Annotated in this window: 18 protein-coding genes; 6 read left to right on the top strand and 12 right to left on the bottom strand. The window is 71.4% G+C overall.

All coding sequences use genetic code 11. From position 1 onward, the window contains the following. Positions 1 to 11 precede the first annotated feature (11 nt). Positions 12 to 1,619 carry a succinic semialdehyde dehydrogenase gene (locus tag ABT296_RS30310; RefSeq protein WP_351931867.1) on the top strand — a complete coding sequence of 536 codons (1,608 nt, stop codon included), beginning with the start codon at positions 12 to 14 and terminating at the stop codon, positions 1,617 to 1,619. Positions 1,620 to 1,682: 63 nt separating this feature from the next. On the opposite strand, the gene ABT296_RS30315 is transcribed toward ABT296_RS30310, so the two are convergent. Genes ABT296_RS30315 through ABT296_RS30325 form a run of 3 tightly spaced genes read right to left on the bottom strand, consistent with a single transcriptional unit; the run spans position 1,683 to position 3,794 of the window. Beyond that, a complete protein-coding gene (locus ABT296_RS30315) occupies positions 1,683 to 2,174 on the bottom strand; it encodes an SRPBCC family protein (protein ID WP_351931868.1) in 492 nt (163 codons plus the stop codon). Further along, positions 2,171 to 2,551: an ArsR/SmtB family transcription factor gene (locus ABT296_RS30320; RefSeq protein ID WP_351931869.1), complete on the bottom strand. Its 381-nt coding sequence runs from the start codon at positions 2,549 to 2,551 to the stop codon at positions 2,171 to 2,173. The genes ABT296_RS30315 and ABT296_RS30320 overlap by 4 nt, the downstream gene beginning before the upstream one ends. Positions 2,552 to 2,609: 58 nt before the next feature. Further along, positions 2,610 to 3,794: a serine hydrolase domain-containing protein gene (locus ABT296_RS30325; RefSeq protein WP_351931870.1), complete on the bottom strand. Its 1,185-nt coding sequence runs from the start codon at positions 3,792 to 3,794 to the stop codon at positions 2,610 to 2,612. 120 nt (positions 3,795 to 3,914) lie between these two features. Here ABT296_RS30325 and ABT296_RS30330 point away from each other — a divergent pair, with 120 nt between their 5' ends. Beyond that, positions 3,915 to 4,373 carry a helix-turn-helix domain-containing protein gene (locus ABT296_RS30330; protein ID WP_351931871.1) on the top strand — a complete coding sequence of 153 codons (459 nt, stop codon included), beginning with the start codon at positions 3,915 to 3,917 and terminating at the stop codon, positions 4,371 to 4,373. 33 nt (positions 4,374 to 4,406) lie between these two features. Further along, positions 4,407 to 5,111 carry a bleomycin resistance protein gene (locus ABT296_RS30335; protein ID WP_351931872.1) on the top strand — a complete coding sequence of 235 codons (705 nt, stop codon included), beginning with the start codon at positions 4,407 to 4,409 and terminating at the stop codon, positions 5,109 to 5,111. 156 nt (positions 5,112 to 5,267) lie between these two features. On the opposite strand, the gene ABT296_RS30340 is transcribed toward ABT296_RS30335, so the two are convergent. Then, positions 5,268 to 6,458, bottom strand: coding sequence for an MFS transporter (locus tag ABT296_RS30340; RefSeq protein ID WP_502977358.1), 1,191 nt, complete (start codon positions 6,456 to 6,458; stop codon positions 5,268 to 5,270). Between the two features lie 90 nt (positions 6,459 to 6,548). Here ABT296_RS30340 and ABT296_RS30345 point away from each other — a divergent pair, with 90 nt between their 5' ends. Beyond that, entirely contained in the window at positions 6,549 to 7,310 is a 762-nt protein-coding gene (locus ABT296_RS30345) for a DeoR/GlpR family DNA-binding transcription regulator (protein WP_351931874.1), read from the top strand. A gap of 187 nt (positions 7,311 to 7,497) precedes the next feature. Here ABT296_RS30345 and ABT296_RS30350 read toward each other — a convergent pair whose 3' ends face one another. From ABT296_RS30350 to ABT296_RS30360, 3 genes are all read right to left on the bottom strand, one after another. Beyond that, the gene (locus ABT296_RS30350; RefSeq protein ID WP_351931875.1) at positions 7,498 to 8,772 is read right to left on the bottom strand and encodes a hypothetical protein; all 1,275 of its coding nucleotides are present in this window, start codon (positions 8,770 to 8,772) and stop codon (positions 7,498 to 7,500) included. 169 nt (positions 8,773 to 8,941) lie between these two features. Further along, complete coding sequence (locus ABT296_RS30355; protein WP_351931895.1) at positions 8,942 to 9,613, bottom strand: NUDIX domain-containing protein; 672 nt, start codon at positions 9,611 to 9,613, stop codon at positions 8,942 to 8,944. A gap of 92 nt (positions 9,614 to 9,705) precedes the next feature. Next, positions 9,706 to 10,089: a DUF4406 domain-containing protein gene (locus ABT296_RS30360; protein ID WP_351931876.1), complete on the bottom strand. Its 384-nt coding sequence runs from the start codon at positions 10,087 to 10,089 to the stop codon at positions 9,706 to 9,708. A gap of 48 nt (positions 10,090 to 10,137) precedes the next feature. Between ABT296_RS30360 and ABT296_RS30365 the strand changes: the two genes are divergently transcribed. Further along, positions 10,138 to 10,920 (top strand): DeoR/GlpR family DNA-binding transcription regulator, encoded by a 783-nt coding sequence (locus ABT296_RS30365; RefSeq protein ID WP_351931877.1) that lies wholly within the window; start codon positions 10,138 to 10,140, stop codon positions 10,918 to 10,920. Here ABT296_RS30365 and ABT296_RS30370 read toward each other — a convergent pair. The 5 genes from ABT296_RS30370 to ABT296_RS30390 form a co-directional block, all read right to left on the bottom strand. Next, on the bottom strand, positions 10,917 to 11,342 hold the full coding sequence (locus ABT296_RS30370) for a VOC family protein (protein WP_351931896.1): 426 nt from the start codon (positions 11,340 to 11,342) through the stop codon (positions 10,917 to 10,919). The genes ABT296_RS30365 and ABT296_RS30370 overlap by 4 nt on opposite strands. A gap of 140 nt (positions 11,343 to 11,482) precedes the next feature. Beyond that, positions 11,483 to 13,210: a dolichyl-phosphate-mannose--protein mannosyltransferase gene (locus tag ABT296_RS30375; RefSeq protein ID WP_351931878.1), complete on the bottom strand. Its 1,728-nt coding sequence runs from the start codon at positions 13,208 to 13,210 to the stop codon at positions 11,483 to 11,485. A gap of 160 nt (positions 13,211 to 13,370) precedes the next feature. Further along, positions 13,371 to 13,685 carry a hypothetical protein gene (locus tag ABT296_RS30380; protein ID WP_351931879.1) on the bottom strand — a complete coding sequence of 105 codons (315 nt, stop codon included), beginning with the start codon at positions 13,683 to 13,685 and terminating at the stop codon, positions 13,371 to 13,373. Between the two features lie 54 nt (positions 13,686 to 13,739). After that, complete coding sequence (locus ABT296_RS30385; RefSeq protein WP_502977359.1) at positions 13,740 to 14,996, bottom strand: hypothetical protein; 1,257 nt, start codon at positions 14,994 to 14,996, stop codon at positions 13,740 to 13,742. Between the two features lie 154 nt (positions 14,997 to 15,150). Continuing rightward, entirely contained in the window at positions 15,151 to 15,831 is a 681-nt protein-coding gene (locus tag ABT296_RS30390; protein ID WP_351931881.1) for a class I SAM-dependent methyltransferase, read from the bottom strand. Positions 15,832 to 16,612: 781 nt separating this feature from the next. Here ABT296_RS30390 and ABT296_RS30395 point away from each other — a divergent pair. Continuing rightward, positions 16,613 to 18,517, top strand: coding sequence for an AfsR/SARP family transcriptional regulator (locus ABT296_RS30395; RefSeq protein ID WP_351931882.1), 1,905 nt, complete (start codon positions 16,613 to 16,615; stop codon positions 18,515 to 18,517). Positions 18,518 to 18,570 lie beyond the last annotated feature (53 nt).

An 18,570-nucleotide genomic window follows, 5' to 3' on the forward strand; every position in this document is an offset into this window, starting at 1 on the left:
AGCCCTCCGACATGGTCACCGACCACGCCGACCACGCCGTCCGCCCCGCTGCCACCAGCGGCCCGGCACTGCCCGCGTCCCTCACCCCGGCCCTGCTCCAGCGGCTCACCGCACGCGTCTCGGCCGCGCCGGACGCCGAGCGGGTCACCACCACCGCCCCCTACACCGGTGCGCCCCTGGCCGACCTGCCCGTCTCGACGCCCGCCGAGGTCGAGGCCGCGTTCACCCGCGCCCGGACGGCGCAGCGGACCTGGGCGGCCACGCCGATCCCGGACCGCAAAAGGATCCTGCTGCGCTACCACGACCTCGTCCTCGCCCGCCGGGAAGAAGTCCTCGACCTCATGCAGGCCGAGAACGGCAAGACGCGCCGCGACGCGTTCCTCGAAGTCGTCGACATCGGCATCGTCTCCCGCTACTACGCCCGCAACGCCGCCAAGCACCTCGGACCCAAGCGCCGCCGCGGGGCGATCCCGCTGCTCACCCACACCACCGAACTGCGCCACCCCAAGGGGGTCGTCACCGTCATCTCCCCCTGGAACTACCCGCTCAGCATGGCCGCCGGCGACACGATCGCCGCGCTCATGGCGGGCAACGCCGTCGTGCAGAAGCCCGACACGCAGACCGCGCTCACCGCGCTGTGGTCCATGGAGCTGATGTACGAGGCCGGACTGCCCGCCGACGTATGGCAGATGGTGATCGGCCGGGGCAGTTCCATCGGCGACGCGCTGATGGACAACGCCGACTACATGATGTTCACCGGCTCCACCACCACCGGACGGACCATCGCGAGCGACGCCGGCAAGCGCCTGATCGGCGCGTCCCTCGAACTCGGCGGCAAGAACGCCATGATCGTCCTCGACGACGCCGACATCGACAAGGCCGCCGAGGGCGCCGTGCACGCCTGCTTCCCCTCGGCGGGGCAGCTGTGCGTCTCGGTCGAGCGCCTGTACGTCGCCGAGTCCGTCCGCGACCGGTTCGTCGCCGCGTTCGTCGCCCGTACCCGGGCTCTCAAGATCGGCGCCGCGTACGACTACAGCGTCGACGTCGGCAGCCTCACCACGCCGTCCCAGCTCAGGACCGTCAGCGCACACGTCGACGACGCGGTCGGCAAGGGCGCCACCGTCCTCGCCGGCGGGAGGGCGCGCCCGGATCTCGGCCCGCTCTTCTACGAGCCGACCGTCCTCACCGACGTCACGCCCGACATGACCCTGCACGCCCACGAGACCTTCGGCCCGGTCGTGTCCGTCTACTCCTACCGCGACGTCGACGAGGCGGTCGCGCTCGCCAACTCCACGCCGTACGGGCTCAACGCCAGCGTCTGGACCGGCAACGGAGCACGCGGCCGGGCCGTAGCCGCCCGGGTCCACGCCGGCACCGTGAACGTCAACGAGGCGTTCGCCGCCGCCTGGGGCAGCATCGACGCACCCATGGGCGGCATGGGCGACTCCGGACTCGGCCGCCGCCACGGCGCCGAGGGCATCCTCAAGTACACCGAGCCCCAGACGGTGGCCCACCAACGCCTCCAGGGCTTCTACCCGCCGGCCCGCGTCTCCCCCAAGACCTGGGCCGGCCTCCTGACCGGCGCGCTGAGGGTCATGAAGGCAGCGGGCCTCCACTGAGGGCGGCCCCGGCAGGCCCGCGCCACGAGACGGGGCGGCCCTCCGCGCGGCTGGTGGAGCGGCTCAGGCCAAGGCTTCGAAGTACGCCTTCTGCGCGGGGTAGTAGTCCTCGAAGTCCGGGCGTGGGGCGTCCGTGCGGGCCGCGGTGAGCATGTCCAGGTAGTACTCCCAGCCCGGGCCGATCTCGCCGATCTGTTCCGCCGAGGTGAGGTGCTGGACCAGGCGGAGTTCGGTGGTGCCGTCGGCTTCGGTCAGCAGGAGTTCCAGCAGCCATTCTCCGGCCTCGTCCTTGGTCGAGACGGCGAGCCGGCGCGGCGCCTCGCAGGCGTCGATCCGCATCGGGGACCAGGGCGCCGAGTCCTCGAACGCCAGCTGGACCTCGATGGTCCGGCCGGGTGCCGCCTCGCCGCGCCACGGGCCGAACCAGCGGGCGGTGCGCTCCGGTTCGGTGACGCTCGCCCAGACGTCCTCGGCGCCCGCGCGGTAGGTGCGGGTGAGGACCAGGTCGTATCCCGTGGGGGTGGGGACGAGTTGTGTGCTGGGGTCGGGGGTCATGCCGTGTCCTCCGTGGAGTGGTGGATGTCGTCGGGCTGCGTGCGGGCTCGGTCCCGTCTCGTGCGGTGGACCTCGGTGTCCAGCGCCGCCAGCCGCTGCGTCCAGACGGGGCTCTCCGCGTCGAATTGGGCGACCCACTCGGCGAGGTCGGCCATCCGGGCGGGAACGAGCGAGTAGCGCCGGTGGCGGCCCACCGGCTCGTCCCTGACCAGCCCGCTCTCCCGCAGCACGCGCAGATGCCTGCTGACCGCGGGCCGGCTGATGGCGAACCGGGCGGCGATGTCGCCCGCGGTCAGCGGGGTGCGGCGCAGCAGGGTCAGGATCTCCCGGCGCACCGGATCGGCGATGGCGTCCGCCACCTCACTCAGACCGTCCACGCTTGAAGCGTAACCCATCGGTTACGCTTTTGAGGGATCCCCCGGAGTGTGGGTGCGTTCAAGGGGTCGCCGTGTCGTCGCCCTCCGCTCGTACTCGGTCCGCGATGCCCACCGTCAGGGCTTCCGCCTGCTCCTCGAGGTTCCATCTCCCGTCGCGGTAGGCGTGGTTGCTGATCCAGAAGACGAGGACGCCGTCGGTCAGGGAGCGGCTCAGGAGGCCCAGGGACCAGTCGTTGCCTCCGTCGTGCCAGGCGAGGGGGCCGTGCGGGGTGTCCCCGACGGTCCAGCCGTAACCGTAGGAGTTCTCCGACTCCGGCTCCGTGACGCGGGGTTCGAAGAGCTTGTCCCTGGCCGGCGCCGGGAGGATGTCGTCCCCCAGGAGTGCGCGGTGCCAGCGGAAGATGTCCTCGGCGGTGGAGAGCATGCCGCCGTTGCCGCGCAGGTTCCAGTACGGCCCGTCGGCGGCCCAGGGGTGGTCGTAGGGCCTGCCCTTGGCGCGCCCCTCGCTGTCGTACTCGACCGCGACCAGGTGCCGTGGCCAGCGGGGCAGCACGTACCCGGTCCGCTCCATGCCGGCCGGGGCGAACAGGTGCCGGGCCAGGAACCCTTCGTACGTCTCCCCCGACGCCTCCTCCACGATCGCGGCGAGGAGGCTGTAGCCGGTGTTGGAGTAGTGGAACTCCTTCCCCGGCGCGGACCGCAGCTCCGAGGCCAGCGCTCCGTGTATCAACTCCGCCCGCGACACCGGGTCGTAGTCGTCACCGAGGGACTCGACGAGGCCCGAGGTGTGCGTGAGGAGGTGCTCGATCGTGATGGCGCGCTTGTCCCGCGGCACCGGCCGTTCCCCGCCGAGGTGGCGGCCGATCGGATCGCTCACCTTCAGCCGGCCCGTCGACTCCAGCTTCACGATCGCCGCCGCGGTGAACTGTTTCGTCATCGACATGACGTCGTAGACGGTCCCGCAGCTCGCGGGTGTGCCCGCGGCCCGGTCCGCGCTCCCGAAGCCGCCGCAGTACGCCAGCCGGTCTCCGTGGGCGGCGACGACCGTGCCGCCGGGCCCGGCGGGCAGGACCCGGTCGAGGAAGTCGGCGACCGACTCCCCGCCACGGGGCTGCGCCTTCGGGGAGCGCACCGCCGCCGCCCCGGTATCGGGTGCCGTGGTGCACCCGCCGACCATCAGGACGGCGGCGACAGCGGCGAGGGCGGACCAGTCGCGGTGACGGCGGGACCGGGGCTTGCTCATGTGACCTCCAACATCGGCAACTCGCACCGAGGTTGACCACCACGCCCACCGCCGCTCAAGCCACTATGGTGTTCGAGCTTGTGCGAGACCGTGTACGTCCAGGTCAACAGGGGGACCCACATGACCACTCCGTCGCCCACACCGGCCGACACCGACCCGGCCGCCTACGTGGCGGCACTCCGCCGCCTCAAGGAATGGTCGGGACTCAGCTACCGCGCACTGGAGCGCCGCGCCACTCGGACCGGGCACCATCTGCCGTACTCCACCGCGGCCACCATGCTCGGCAGGGACCGGCTGCCCCGCGCGGAACTGGTCATCGCATTCGTCACGGCCTGTGGGGTGGAGGCGGACGAGGCCGAGGCATGGTTGACGGCACGGTCGACCATCGCGTGCGGTGGGCCTTCGGCCGGCTCCGCGTCCATGCCGCACCGCAGGAGGCTCCGGCGGCCTCGATGGGCACTCGCCGCAGCAGCGGCGTTGGCCGCCGCCCTCCTGGGTGGGGCATCGTTCGGTGGCGCGTTCACAGACGACATCGAGGTCGACACCACACGGACGTCGCTTCATCTGCCGCACTCCTGACACATCTATTCAACTTTGACTAGAGTGGGTGGTATGGATGAGAAGACCGTTCCGATCCTGCCGTGCCGGACGATCCAGCCGGTTCTCGACTTCTACACGGCCCTCGGTTTCGAGGTGACCTTTCAGCAGAAGAGCCCCAACCCCTACGGGATCGTCCAACGCGGGGGCATACAGCTGCACTTCTTCGGGCTGAAGCAGTACGAACCGTCCCAGTCGTTCAGTACGTGCATCGTGCAGACCGATGATGTCGACGCGCTGTACGAGAGCTTCCGCGCCGGACTCAGGGCGGCATACGGGAAAGTGCCGAATCGGGGGCTGCCCCGACTCGGGCAACCGAAGAACACCTCGCACGGCGTGAGGCAGTTCCTCATGACCGATCCGGGCGGCAACTGCATCCGCGTGGGGCAGCCGACGAGCGATGACCAGCACCACCGGCCCGCCCCCAAGGAGACCTTCGCCCGGGCCCTGCACCACGCCGCCCTCTTCGCGGACTCCAAAAACGACCCGGCGGGCGCCGCGAAGATCATCGACCGGGCGCTGGGCCTCACGGACGAGCGGCCCACACCCCTGCAACTGCTCCGACTTCTCGTCCTGCGCGCTGACGTGGCCGTCCGTCTCGGCGACCGGAACACGGCGGCGTCCACGCTCGCCGAGGCCGCCTCGGTCCACCTCACCGCGGAGGAAGCGGAGTTCGCACGCGACGACCTCAGGCACCTCACGGATTTGCAGGGCTGCTGAGTATCGTGGTGGCCCATTATCGGCCGTTCCGTGCCCCCTGCCCCGGGGCATCGGCCGCGCTACCGGCCCCAGGCTCGGACTGAGCCGGATCGCAGCGGCACATGGCGGGCCCCAGGGCCTGTGCAGCACGGGGTCAGGCCGACGCTGCACAGGCGGTCAGGGGGTGCTGGGCGCGGCTTCCCGTGTGCGGTCCTGGCCGGGAGCGCGCAGCACTCCGGCGGCCACGGCCGCGACGGCGCACAGCAGGGTCATCAGCAGGAACGTCTGGTTGAGGGGCACCAGATGGGTGAGCCAGCCGATCACGGCGGGGCCCGCGAGCATGCCCAGGTAGCCGAGACCGGCGACACGGGAGACATTGGCGCCGGCAGCCGCAGGATCGGCGTGTCCGGCCGCGCTGAAGAGCTGCGGAACACATCCCGACAGACCCAGGCCGAACAGCGCCCAGCCCGCGAGGGCGGCCCACACCCAGGGCAGGAGAGCCACGATGGTGATACCGACGGCGGCCATCGCCGATCCGTAGCGCAGGACGGCCATGGGACCGAACCGGGCCGTCAGGCGGTCGGCGAGCAGGCGGCCGACGGTCATGGCCGCAGCGAACGCACCGTAGCCGAGGGCGGCGGTGGCCTCCGGTGCACCCAGGACGCTCTTGAGATGCAGCGCGCTCCAGTCGTTGGCGGCCCCTTCACACAGCATGATCACCAGCGCAAGGCCGGCCAGGACCCAGATCCGGGCCGGAACCGCGCGCTTGCCGACGGGACTCGCGGCATGGACTTCCGCGTCGTCGACGGGAGCGCCCGGCAGCAGGCCGCGCGCGGCCACCAGGGCGGTCACGACACCCAGGACCGCCACCGTGCCGAGCGTCGCGGCCGTGGTCATCCCGACGCCTGCCGCTCCGGCGCCGAGGAGCGCCGCGAGGACACCGCCGACGGAGAAGGTCGCGTGGAAGGCCGACATGACGGGCCGGGCGTACGCCTTCTCGACGTGCACGGCGTGGGCGTTCATGCTCACGTCCAAGCAGCCGTTACCGAAGCCGAAGATCAGCAGTGCGGCGCCGAGCGTCCAGGGTTCCGGCGCGAGCCCCGGCAGGGCCAGGGTGGCGCTGCACAGCACGCCTGCGGCGGGAACCACGACGCCCGTCCCCAGGCGGTCGACCAGGCGCCCCGACACCTGCATGCCGAGGAAGGCTCCACCGCCGAGCAGCACGAGAAGGCCGCCCAGGGTCGCGTGACTGATGCCGACGCGCTCCTCGACGGCGGGGATCTGCACGACCCACATCCCGAGGAGCGTGCCATTGAGTACGAAGTAGACGAACGTCGCCACTCGGGCGGCGCTGAGCGAAGGTGCCATGCCGAAGACCATAACGAACAGATTGACTGTTCGGAAGTCGCATTTTCGAACAGATAGAGTGTTCGCCAGGGGGGTGCTTCAATCCAACGTATGAATAACGCTGATCGCCATCGCTTGATCGCTCAAGCAGTCAAGGAGTCCGGCAGGGCCACAGTGGGCGACCTCGCGAAGCTGACCGGAGCTTCGGAGATGACCATCCGGCGGGACCTCGACGCGCTCGCCTCCCACGGCGTCCTGGAACGTGTTCGCGGCGGCGCCCGCACCCTCCAGCTCAGAGGTGAGGAACCGCCGTTCGTACTGCGCGCCCATGAGGCGACGGAGGCGAAGCGCCGCATCGCGGCCGAGGTCAACGCGCTCGTCAAGGACGGCGAGAGCGTACTTCTGGACAGCGGCACCACATGCCTGGAAGTCGCCGGCCTGCTGCGCGGACGGCCCGTCACCGTGATGCCCCTGTCCCTCCAGGCCATCCACGCCCTCAGTGACACGCCCGGCCCGACCACGCTCATGGTGCCCGGCGGGCGCCCCCGCGACGGCGAGGGAGCCCTCACCGGCCCGCTCGCCCTCGCCTCCCTGGCAGCCCTGCGCTTCGACACCGCGGTCATCGGCTGCTGCGGCCTCAGTCAGGCCGAGGGAATCACCGCCTACGACCTCGACGACGCGGCGGTGAAGAAGGCGGGCATCGCCTCGGCGCGGCGGATCATCGCAGCCACCGACAGCGGCAAACTCGGCCGCACCGCGCACGCCCACGTCGGATCGGCCGCGCTCCTCCACACCCTCGTCACCGACACGGCAGCCCCCGAGGACGAAGTCACCGCCCTGCGGAACGCCGGCGTCGACGTCAGAACCGTCTGACGGGCGGGCGCCCAGCGGCCGACGCCGGCATCGCGAGACGGCCATGGGCATGATCGGTGAGGTGTGCCCGCTCGCACGGAGTGAACCCGGTGCGCGGTGGTAACACTCGGTCGGGACGACGCTGTTCGGTCACCCCCACTCGCCCCGGAAACCCGGCGCCGGTACCACCGCCGCACTCGGAGCATCGTCAGCCCAGGCGCTGAGCCCTGCGGCGGCGTACGATGACGACTGCGCCCGCCCCCGCGACCACGGCCGCAGCGGCGACGCCCGCGAGCGGCAGGGCCGAGGAGCCGGTCGCCGCCAGGTTGCCGCCGCTCGTCGTCGACCCGTTGCCGCCGACCGAGCCGGACGTGCCGCTGCCGGTACTGCCCGTGGAGCCGGTCGAGCCGCCCGTGGAGCCACCCGCCGAGCCGGACGAGCCGCCGGTCGAGCCTGCCGACGAGCCGCCCGTGCCGCCCGAGGTACCGGAGCCGCCGGAGCCGCCCGTCGAGCCGGTCGTGTCCCCTCCCGTGACCTCCAGCGTGATGTCGGCCTTGTCGTTGGACTTCTCGGGGTCGAACGGTCGCGGTTCGGTGCTCAGGGCCACGTAGCCCTTGGCGTCCGGCACCCGCTTGTCGATCTTCAGCTCGAAGGTGTAGGTCTCTCCGCCACCCTCGTTGAACGGCCGTATACCGCAGCTGTACGTGTCGCCGTCGGCGTGGCAGTAATAGGCATGCTTGACGACCGACATGCCCGCGGGAATCTTGATCCTGACGTTGGCGGACCGGTCCCCTTCCCGGTACCTCACCCAGGCGGGCCCGGCGTTGGTGAACTTCGCCTTCATCGTCACCGTGTCACCGACGCTCCCCTTCAACGCGGCGCCCGTGACCTGGTAGTCCGCCGTGTTGTCGGTGGTGACGGACGCGAAGAGATAGCGCGCGGCCCCTTCGCCACCGGCCGGCGCCTCGACCAGGTCCACCGCCGGCGCGGTTCCCTGCACCGGCGTGTCACCGTTCTCGTCAGCCCCGAAGGTTCCCCTCTGCACACGCACGCCCACCTCGTCGTAGAGCGCCCGGTCCAGAGCCGTCACCCGGAGCGGCTTCTCGGGCGTGTAGACGACGCCGGGCTCCACCACCTGGTCGTAGGAGCACACGGCCCGCCACCTCTCGGGCATTTCGTCGTAGGGGCGGATGTGCTGGACCGCGCAGTTGGAGGGAACCTCGGCGTAGTCCAGGCCACGGGTGACGGTGTAGGCGACCCACACGTCCTCGGCGGCCACCGACCCCTTGTTCGCCACCGTGACGGGCAGCTCGAAGCTGCTCCCGGGCTTCAGCCCGTCGACCGGCCCGATGCCGCCGACGACCAGCTCGGGCGCCTCCTGGCCGAAGGCGGCAGGGGCCGCGGCCAGCGCTATCAGGCCGGACGCGCCGAGTGCGGCGACGGCGGCACGGGCGGCTGGACGACTGCGTGGGGACTTCGGCATGGGGAGATCCTCTTGGGGGACGCGCGTGAACGGGCGGCGACGTACGTGAGAACGGTTCGTCGGTGGCTAGACTCCTGCCGATCTCGAACGGTTGCACGCCCGACGTCTCCGTCTCTGTCGCGGCCCCGGATCTTCCCGGGCGCAGGCGGTCCCGCCCGTGGACGACGGATCAGGTTCCCGCCGTTCGAGGGCCGGCGACCGCCGTGGCGGCGAAGGGCCCCTCCAGGGCCGCCCACTGCAGGAGCAGGATCGTCTTGCCGTCGGTGATACGGCCGTCGCGGGTCATGGCCAGGGCCTCGGTGAAGGGCAGTTCGAGGACCTCGATGTCCTCGCCGTCCTCCTCGAGTCCGCCGCCGGCGCCCGTGCGGTCGGCCGGGGTGTAGGGGGCGGCGAAGAAGTGGAGGCGTTCGGTGACGGAGCCGGGGCTCATGTAGGCGTCGAGGACGTGGGTGAGCGGGCCGAGGGTGACGCCGAGTTCCTCGGCGCTCTCGCGGCGGACGGCGGCGGCCGGGTCGTCCGCGTCGAGCAGGCCGGCCGCCGCCTCGACGAGCATGCCGTCGGGGTGGTCGTTGACGTAGGCCGGGTAGCGGAACTGGCGGGTGAGCAGAACGCGGCCGCGCTCCGTGTCGTAGGGCAGGACGACGACGCCGTCGCCGCGGTCGTAGGTCTCGCGCTGCTGGGTCTCCCAGCTTCCGTCGCGGCGGCGGTAGTCGAAGGTGGTGCGCCGCAGGACGTGCCAGCCCTGGGAGGTGAGTTCGACGTCGCGGACCCGGACACCGGGGTTGCGGTCGAGTCCGCGTCCGGCCCGGTCGAGGGCGGTACGGCCGCGGTGGTCGGGGATGTCGACGCCGGGGCGGGCGCGGGAGCCGGCCGTGGTGTCTACGCCGGGGCGTGTCCAGTTGTCGGCCGTGGTGTCTGCGCCGGGGCGGCCGCTCACGCGGACTCATGCGGGGTGCGGCGGGGGATCTCGGCCACGTCGTGGTAGACGGGCAGGCCGCGGCGGCGGGCGGTGGCCACGTCCTGGTCGGCTCCGGCGGAGTCGCCGGGGAGGCGCAGTACGGCGTCGCAGTGGGCGAGCAGGCGGTCGGCGGTCGGGTAGAGCACCTGGTCGGCGAGGGGGTCGGTGGGGCCGGCGCCCGCCGAGTGCAGGACGGGCAGGGCTATCCACTCGCCGATCACGGGGAGGTGACCGGCGGCGAAGACGGGCCAGGCGGCGGCTTCCAGGCGGGCCAGGTTGGCGGCCATGGCCTGCGGGTCGCCGTCGGTGCCGGAACGGTAGGGGCCTGCGATGAGGATGAGCTTGGGCTTGTCGTTCATGGGCGCTAAGATACATGCAGAAACGTGCAAGAACAGGAGAGAGTGCGGATGCTGGCTGCTGAACGGCGTGACCATCTGCTCGGTCTGCTCGCCCGCGAGGGCAAGATCGTCGCCAAGGATGTCGCCGCCGAACTGGGCATTTCCGAGGACAGCGTGCGGCGCGACCTGCGCGAGCTCGCCTCCGAGGGGCTGTGCCAGCGCGTCTACGGCGGGGCTCTGCCGGTCTCCCCCGCGGTGGCGGACTACAGCGCCCGGCAGACCCTGGCCCCGGACGGCAAGCGCAGGGTCGCCTCGGTGGCCGCCGGACTCGTCCGGCCGGGCGCCACGCTGATCCTCGACGGCGGGACCACCGCACTCGCCGTGGCCCGGGCGCTTCCGCAGGACCTCGCCTGCACCGTGATCACCCACAGTCCGACGATCGCGTCGGCGCTGGTCGGCCATCCGCGGGCGGAGCTCTTCCTCCTCGGCGGCCGTATCTTCAAGCACTCGGCGGTCGCCTGCGGTGCCGCCGCCGTCGAGGCCACGCAGAACGTCTCCGCCGACGTCTGCTTCCTCGGCGTGACCGGCGTCCACCCCGAGGCGGGACTGACCACGGGTGACGCCGAGGAGGCCGCGATGAAACGGGCCCTGGCCTCGCGCGCCGCCGACACCTACATCCTCGCCTCCTCGGAGAAGATCGGTACGGCGTCGCGCTACCGCGTCCTGACCTGGGACAAGATCAGCGGTCTGATCACCGACGCGGACCCCGGCACCCCCGCCGTCGAGCAGCTCACCGCGCTCGGCGTGGAACTCCTGGTGGCCGGCGCGACCCCCCGGGGCGGTGAGGGTTAGCCGATCCGTTCGGCCAGGGCGACGATGATTCCCGCGGGGCCGCGCAGGTTGCAGAGCCGGTAGTGGTTCTCGTACCGCGCCACCTCGCCGAGGAGTTCGGCGCCGTGGCCGCGCAGGCGGGCGATCGTGTCGTCGATGTCGTCGACGGCGAACATGACCCGGTGCAGGCCCAGGGTGTTCGGCACGGGGGCGGCCGGTCCGGCGCTGACCGCCGCGGGGGTGTGGAACTTCGTCAGCTCCAGCTTGCTGTGGCCGTCCGGGGTGCGCATCATCGCGATGGAGCTGCGGACCCCGTCGAGGCCGACGGTCCGGTCCGCCCAGATCCCCTCGATGTCCGCCTCGCCCTCCAGCTCCATGCCGAGAGCGGTGAAGAAGGCGACGGCGGCCTCCAGGTCGTCGACGACGACGGCCACGTTGTCCATCCTCTGAATCGCCACGGGGTGCTCCTCGGTGATCGCGCGGTCGGTTTCGACCACTGGTACCCCTGGGACGGAGCCGGTCGCGCATTCTCGACACCCGGGCGTGGCGATGTTCCCCCGGCGCGGACTCCAGGGGGCATTCGTCAGACCCAGGTGTTGAACCACATCCTGGCCTGCCAGTCGGGGTACGGGATGGTCTGGCCGGTGTAGATCGGCCAGAAGTAGATGAAGTTCCAGGCGATGAGCAGCACCAGGACGCCCGCCGTCACCGCTCCCCCGAGGCGGCGCTTCTCGTTCCCCGGCGGGCCGAGCAGTACGCCGATCGTCATGGCGAGCGCCAGGCAGAGGTAGGGCACGAAGACGACGGCGTAGAAGTTGAAGATCGTGCGGTCCTGGTACAGGAACCAGGGCAGATAGCCCGCGGCGACCGCGCACAGGACGGCGCCGGCGCGCCAGTCGCGGCGCAGGGCCCAGCGGAAGAGCAGGTACACCAGGGCCGCGCAGGCCGACCACCACAGCAGGGGTGTGCCCAGGGCGAGGATGGCCTGGGAGCAGTCGGTCGTCCCTGGGCAGCCGGCGGCGCCGGACTTCGGCGAGTCGTAGGAGAACAGGACGGGGCGGCCGAGGACCAGCCAGCTCCACGGGTTCGACTCGTACTTGTGGAAGGCGTCCAGGCCGACGTTGAACTCGTACACGCTGTGCTCGTAGTGCCACAGGCTGCGCAGCGGGGCCGGTATCCATGACCAGGGGCCGCCTCGGCCGTCCGCCCAGTGCCTTCCGTAGGCGTGGTCGGAGAGGAACCAGCCGGTCCAGGAGGCGAGGTAGGTGAGTGCGGCGACGGGCGCGACGGACAGCGCCGACCGGGTGAGGTCCTTGCGCAGGACGGCGCGGTAGGGGTGCCGGGCGCCCGCCACCCTGCGGGAGCCGACGTCCCACAGGAGGGTCAGGACCATGAAGAAGGCCAGGTAGTACAGGCCGTTCCATTTGGTGGCGGCGGCCAGCCCGAGGAAAAGGCCCGCCGCGAGGCGCCAGGGGCGCAGCCCTGTTCCGGTGCGGTCGCCGACGCGGGCGTCGGGGCGGGCGTGGCCGTGCGCGTCGACCGGAAGGGCGGCGGCGAGGCGTGCTCGTGCGTGGTCGCGGTCGATCAGCAGGCTGCCGAAGGCGGCGAGGACGAAGAACATGACGATGAGGTCGAGCAGGGCGGTGCGGCTCATCACGAAGTGCAGGCCGTCCACGGCCATCAGCGCGCCCGCCAGGCAGCCCAGCGCGGTCGACCTGAACAGGCGGCGGCCTATTCGGCACAGCATCACCACCGACAGCGCGCCCAGGACGGCGGTCATGAAGCGCCAGCCGAACGGGGTGAGGCCGAACATGGCCTCGCCGAGCGCGATCACCCACTTCCCCGTCGGCGGGTGCGCGACGAAGGCCCCGGTGTCGGAGAGCGGGATCACCTGCGGGTCCGCCAGCAGCTGGGGGTCGGCGACCTTGCGGTCCGGCCAGGTGCCCTCGTAGCCGAGCCGCAGCATCGACCAGGCGTCCTTGGCGTAGTACGTCTCGTCGAAGACGAGGTCCCTGGGGCGGCCCAGGTGCCAGAAGCGGGTCGCGGCGGCCAGCAGGCCGACGAGCAGCGGGCCCAGCCAGTCCATCGCGCTGCTGAGGCGACGCGCCCTCGCCGCACTCAGCCCTATGAACTCCCCTGCTCTGGTGGAGGGTTGAGGGTACGGCGGGTTGAGGCGGTCGCGGGTGTCGGTCGGCGCGTGCGGCCTCCGGTACCCGAACAGGCGCAGCCGGTGCCTCCAGTCCTCGGGCGCCCTCGTCACGGGCGTGCCTGAGCCGACGCGGGTGCCGTGCGACACGCTGCTGCTGGTCATCGGACGACCCTAGCGGTGGCCTGTGCGGGCGGTGGAGGGGGGCCATTGCCGTCGGCGATCGGGTCGGGTCGGGTCGGGGGGAGGGTGGGTCCGGCGCGGGATCGGCACCGTCTACGGCGGTTCCGGCGTGGGCGCCCCGGTGGGTCGCCCCTCGGTCACGTCACCGCCGCCTTCGGCTGTCCTCGATCACCAGCACGAGGGCCAGGCAGGCAACCGCACCGGCCAGCGAGCCGAAGAAGAGCCCTTCGAAGAGCGCGTGGTTCCCGCCCAGGGTCGTGCCGTCCACCTGCCTGCACGACTTCTCGAAGGGGAAGCTGGACGTGTGCAGAGCGTCGCAGCGGTTGTGCAGGTCCTCGTTGAGCACACTCGCGTGGATCCAGGAAAGCGCCCAGAGCAGGAAGAAGGTCCCTGCGAAGGCGCATAAGGCGCCCCACAGCCGGTTCAGCTGCTCATCACGTATGCCGGTGCCGCTCACACGGCGGAGCGTACCGGGGCGGCGCGCCAAGTCTGGCGGATTGTTCGGGCCCGCTCAGTTCTCGCGCCCGGGTTCCTCGTCGTCCGCGCGCCTGCGGAGGACTCGTCCCGCGATTCCGCTGGAGAGGTTGCCCGTGACGGACCTGGCCCGGCCGAGGGTCTCGCTGCCCAGGCGCCGGGCGGCGCCGACGCCCTCCGCCCCGGTCTCCAGGACCTTGTCCCGTGCTTCCGCGGCCGCTTCCTTCCAGCGTCTGGCGTCCAACGAGTTCCGCCCGTTGCCGATGCCGAGCCGCCCGTGGAAGTCGACTACGGCAACAGCGAGTTGGTTGCCGGAACGGACCACGGCCGGGGAGGCGTTCGGGTGCAGCAGCACCTTCGTATTGGCCGTACCGGCGGCGGCGTCGATGCGCGCCAGCAGGTTCTCGGTGCTCCGCTCGATGAGGTCCATGCGGTTGCGCCGGGCGGTGCGCAGTGCGAGGCGATGCCGGTCCAGTTCCTCCGGAGCCGCGTCCAGCACGCGGTCGAGTTCGAGTACGCCGACGGCGTCGTGGAGTTGGCAGCAGCGCGCCAGCACGGCGAGCCACTCCTGTACCGCGGCCTCGGCGTCCCTGGACGCCTTGGCGAGGTCACCGATCTTGTTCTGCCGCTGCATCTTCTCGGTCAGCCCGTCGAGTTGACGCAGCGCGTACGCCTGGGTCCGGGCGATCGTCATGGAGGTGGCCTGCACCTTCGACCAGGTGACCTCGGAGACCCGGCCCACCTGCTCCCGTACGGTCAGGGCCTCCTCGATGACGAGACCCGCTCCGATCATGTCCGCCAGGACCGCGTCCTTCTGCGCGGCGAGCACGTCGTCGACCTTCGCGTCGATCGCCGCGAGGTAGTCGGTGACCTCGTCCATGGCCTGCTGCATGGCGAGTTGCGCCATCAGTCCCGCCGCCCCGGTCAGGAAAGCCGGGTTGTTCAGCCGCGAACCGGGCGTCCTGGCCAGTTCGAGGAGACCCTTGATCTTGCCGTTCTCCGTGAGTACGGCCCGGTTGGCGCCCGCGTGGGAACCCTTCATCAGACCGTACTTGTCGAGGGCGCGCGCCGATTGCTCGGTCAGCTTCACCCAGCGGCCCGACTCGGCCGCGATCTCGGAACCCGTCCGGGCTGCTCCGGCAAGGGTGTTGAGGACGGAGCCGAGCCTCGCCAGTTCGAGGTCCTTCGACGGGAGCCGTTCGGAGACGAGGAACTGCTCGACGGCCGACGGACTGCCGATGACCGCAAGTCCGTCGCCGTCGCTGAGCAGTTGAACGTCGACGTCACCCATCATCGGCTCCCGTGGTGGCACTTCGCAGTCGAGGCACGGGCAGCCGTGTGCGGCAGCCCGTGCTCATGGTCCACGGTTCGCCGGGCCGGCGTCCAGCGGGGGCCGAGGCGTCGGCTTCGTTCGGGCGCCGGGGCGCGTCAGGGGGCGGCGGGTCGCTTCAGCGCAGGCGGCGGGCGCGCAGCACCACGTCGTCCGTGTGGTGCGCGCCGGCGCCTCCCTCGGGTGCCACGCGTGGACGCTGCTCGTTCACCTCGGTCACCCAGTCGTCGTCCAGGAGGTCGGCCACCATCGAGGGCCAGACGTAGTCGGCGGGGTCGAAGCCTCCGTCGTCCGCGCCGTGCTCGTCCATCCCGGCGTGATGGACGAGCAGCAGCACACCACCCGGGGCCACGGCCGCGAGCAGCGCCCGCTCGGACGCGGCGTCGGGGGTGCGCAGCAGGGCCGGGTACTGTGCGGAGACCAGGTCGAAGGAGGCCGGCGGGAGCGCCGCCCCGGTGAGTTCGGCATGGATCCAGCGGACGGCGACACCGGCGTCCCGGGCGTGTCCGGCCGCGCGTTCCAGGGCCACGCCCGACACCTCCAGCGCGGTCACGTCCCAGCCTTCGCGTGCGAGCCAGACCGCGTCGGCGCCCTCGCCGCAGCCGACGTCGAGCACCCGCCCCGGGGTGAGGTCCGCGGCCTCGGCGACGAGCGCGCCGTTGGGCCGGCCGCTCCACAGCTGCCCGCGCTCGGTGTAACGGCTGTCCCACTCCGCCGCCACCGCGGGATCACCGAGGTAGCCGTCGGTGGACGTAGGGGTTTCGGAAGCGGGCGTTGTCGCCGCGGTGTTCTCGGTCACGGGCCCACCCTCGCCGACCGGGGCCCCGGTCGGCCACCGCTGTTGCCGATCCGGCAAACCGGCCGGGGATGCTCGGGTGTCCCCCTCTTCAGGCGAGTCGTCGGCTCTTCTCTTTACGGCAGCCACGGACCTGCCTGTCTCTCACGGATAGGGCGGGCCTCGTATGCGAAATTGTTTCGCTTCACATTCTGTCGCCGTGACGGCGGGAGCGGAGCGGCGTGTTCCAGGTATTGGAGGAACAGTCGCGGACGTCCGTCGGTCACCTTCGAATTCGGTCAGCCAAAGGGAGAAATACTCGAGGACGCCTGGAGAAAAGAATTGCGTTCAGGTTCTCGACCATCTCCCGAGGTGACTTCCCCCATGGTCGAGAACGGCTCCAGAATCGCACCCTCAACGGCTTCGAACTGGCACTTTACCCATCCATCACCGTATCCTTACCGCTCTCGAATAACGTCCAAGCGGACAAACGGAACAAGTCCAGCATTCATGGAACAGGTCGAGGTTCGCCACTCGGACCCGGCGCTCACAAACCGAGGGGATCGACGTGGCTGCATCTCGCCTATAGAGTAAGAAACGGCGCTTGACAGGAAAGCCTCTGTTAAGGGCAGCGTCACCCCGTAGTGAAGCAACCCCCTTGCGTATTGCCTTCACGCGCTCGCCGGCCGTCCATAACCGGCAGCCGTCCCGCGAGATTCGCACCCTTCCTCTCTTCCGGCCCGGACGTCCAATCGATCAGCAGCCGCCCGCGGTCCGGTAGTTGACAAAACGGAGCATAAGTAGGATGCGGTTCCTGTTATTAGGGCTGCTGAGCATCGGCGACGGCGAGGATGTCGTCGTGCTGCAGCCGTCCAAACCGACGAGTCTGCTCGCAGCCCTCCTCATCCACCCGAGTGCGGTCGTCTCCACCGACTACCTGCTGCGCGCGGTCTGGGACACGGAACCGCCCGCGACGGCCAGGGCGGCCCTGCAGAGCTGCGTCCTGCGACTGCGCCGGATCTTCGCGAAGTACGGCATCGCCGGCGACACGATCGAGGCGGTGCCCGGCGGCTACCGAATGCGGATGGACCGGGAGACCCTCGACCTCGTCCGCTTCCGGGAGTTGGTCTCCTCCGCCCGTGCCGCCCGGGACACGGACACCGAGCGCCACGTTCTCCAGGAGGCGCTCGCCCTGTGGCAGGGGCCCGTGCTGGCGAACGTCTCCTCGCGGATGCTCCATCGCGACGAGGCGCCCCGGCTCACCGAGGAGCGCCTGAGCGTGCTGGAGCGCCTGTGCGACATCGAGCTGACGCGCGGCCGATGTCGTGAGGTGCTGGTGGAGGTGCGGGACGCGGCCCGGCGCCACCCCGAACGGGAGCGGTTCGCCGAGCAGTTGGTCGAGGCGCTCTACCGGACCGGCCGCCAGACCGAGGCACTCGCCGAGATCAGGGCCGTCAAGGAACGCCTCAAGGAGGAGTTCGGGATCGACCCGGGCGCACCGCTGCAACGGCTGGAACTGTCCATCCTGCGCGGCGAGGAACTCGATGTCGCCCCGGACCGCCGACCGTTGCACGCCATCACCGGGCGGCTCCCGTCCGACGGTGCGGCGGCGGGGCCGCGGGCGCTCCCCGCGACCGCCCTCCCGGCCACGCGCACGGGACCCACCGCCCCGGAACCCTCCGCCCCGGGGCAGCCCGCGCCACCGGCCCCCGCCGTCCCACCCACGGCTGCGCCGGCCCTCACCGAAGGGCAGCCCACCGCCCCCGACACAGAGCCGACCGCACACCCGCAGCCGGTCCCCTGCTTCACCGGTCGAGACATCCAACTCGGCGCGCTGCACCACACGTTGACCTCCGCGGACCCGGAACCCGGGCCGGTGGTGATCTCGGGCGCCCCGGGCATCGGCAAGACCGCCCTCGCCCTGCAAGCCGCCCACCTGGTCCAGGACGCCTTCCCCGGCGGCTGCTTCACCCTCGCCCTCACCACCCGGGACGGCGATCCCCTCGGCCTCGACGAGGCCCGCGCCCAGCTTCCGCCGCCCGGCGCGGCCGGACGCAGGCTCCTCCTCCTGGACGACGCGGTGAGCGCCGAGCAGGTCCGGCCGCTGCTCCCCGCCGCCGCCGAGGGAGTCGCCCTGATCACCAGCAGGCGCGGCCTCGCCAGCCTCGCCGCCACGCACGGCGGTTTCATCCTGCGGCTGGACACCTTCGACGACCTGGAGGCGTACCGGCTGCTCGTCGCCACGGTCGGCGCGGAGCGGGTCGGGGCGGAACCCGAGGCGGCGCGCGCCCTCGCCAAGGTCTGCGGGAACTTCCCGCTGGGGCTGCGGATCGCCGCCGCACGGCTGCTGACCCGGCCCGGACTGGGCATCCGCGACTGCGTGGACTGGCTGGCCGCCGATCCGCCGGCCCGGCTGTCCCTGGCCGACGCGCCGCTCATGTCCGTCTCCAAGGTGTTCGACGGCGCCCTGCGGCGGCTGAGCCCGGAACTGAGCGAGGCGTTCCTGCTGCTGGCCGCCGAACAGCGCGGCGGCGCCGTCCGCGGCGCACCCCACGCACCGGACGAGGTTCTGGAGCAGCTCGCGGACGCCGGACTGATCGAGGAGGGCCCGCCCAAGCCGTACCGCATTCATTCGCTTCTCCGCGTCTACGCGCGTCGGCAGGTCACCGCCCTGCCGAGGCCGGGTGTGCGCACCGCGTCGGCCGGCTGACCGCGGCCGTTCGCGGCCCCCTCCCCCACAGGCCCCACCGTCCTCTCGAAAGG

The sequence above is a fragment of the Streptomyces sp. NPDC000983 genome (genome assembly GCF_040299205.1).
Lineage (GTDB): Bacteria > Actinomycetota > Actinomycetes > Streptomycetales > Streptomycetaceae > Streptomyces.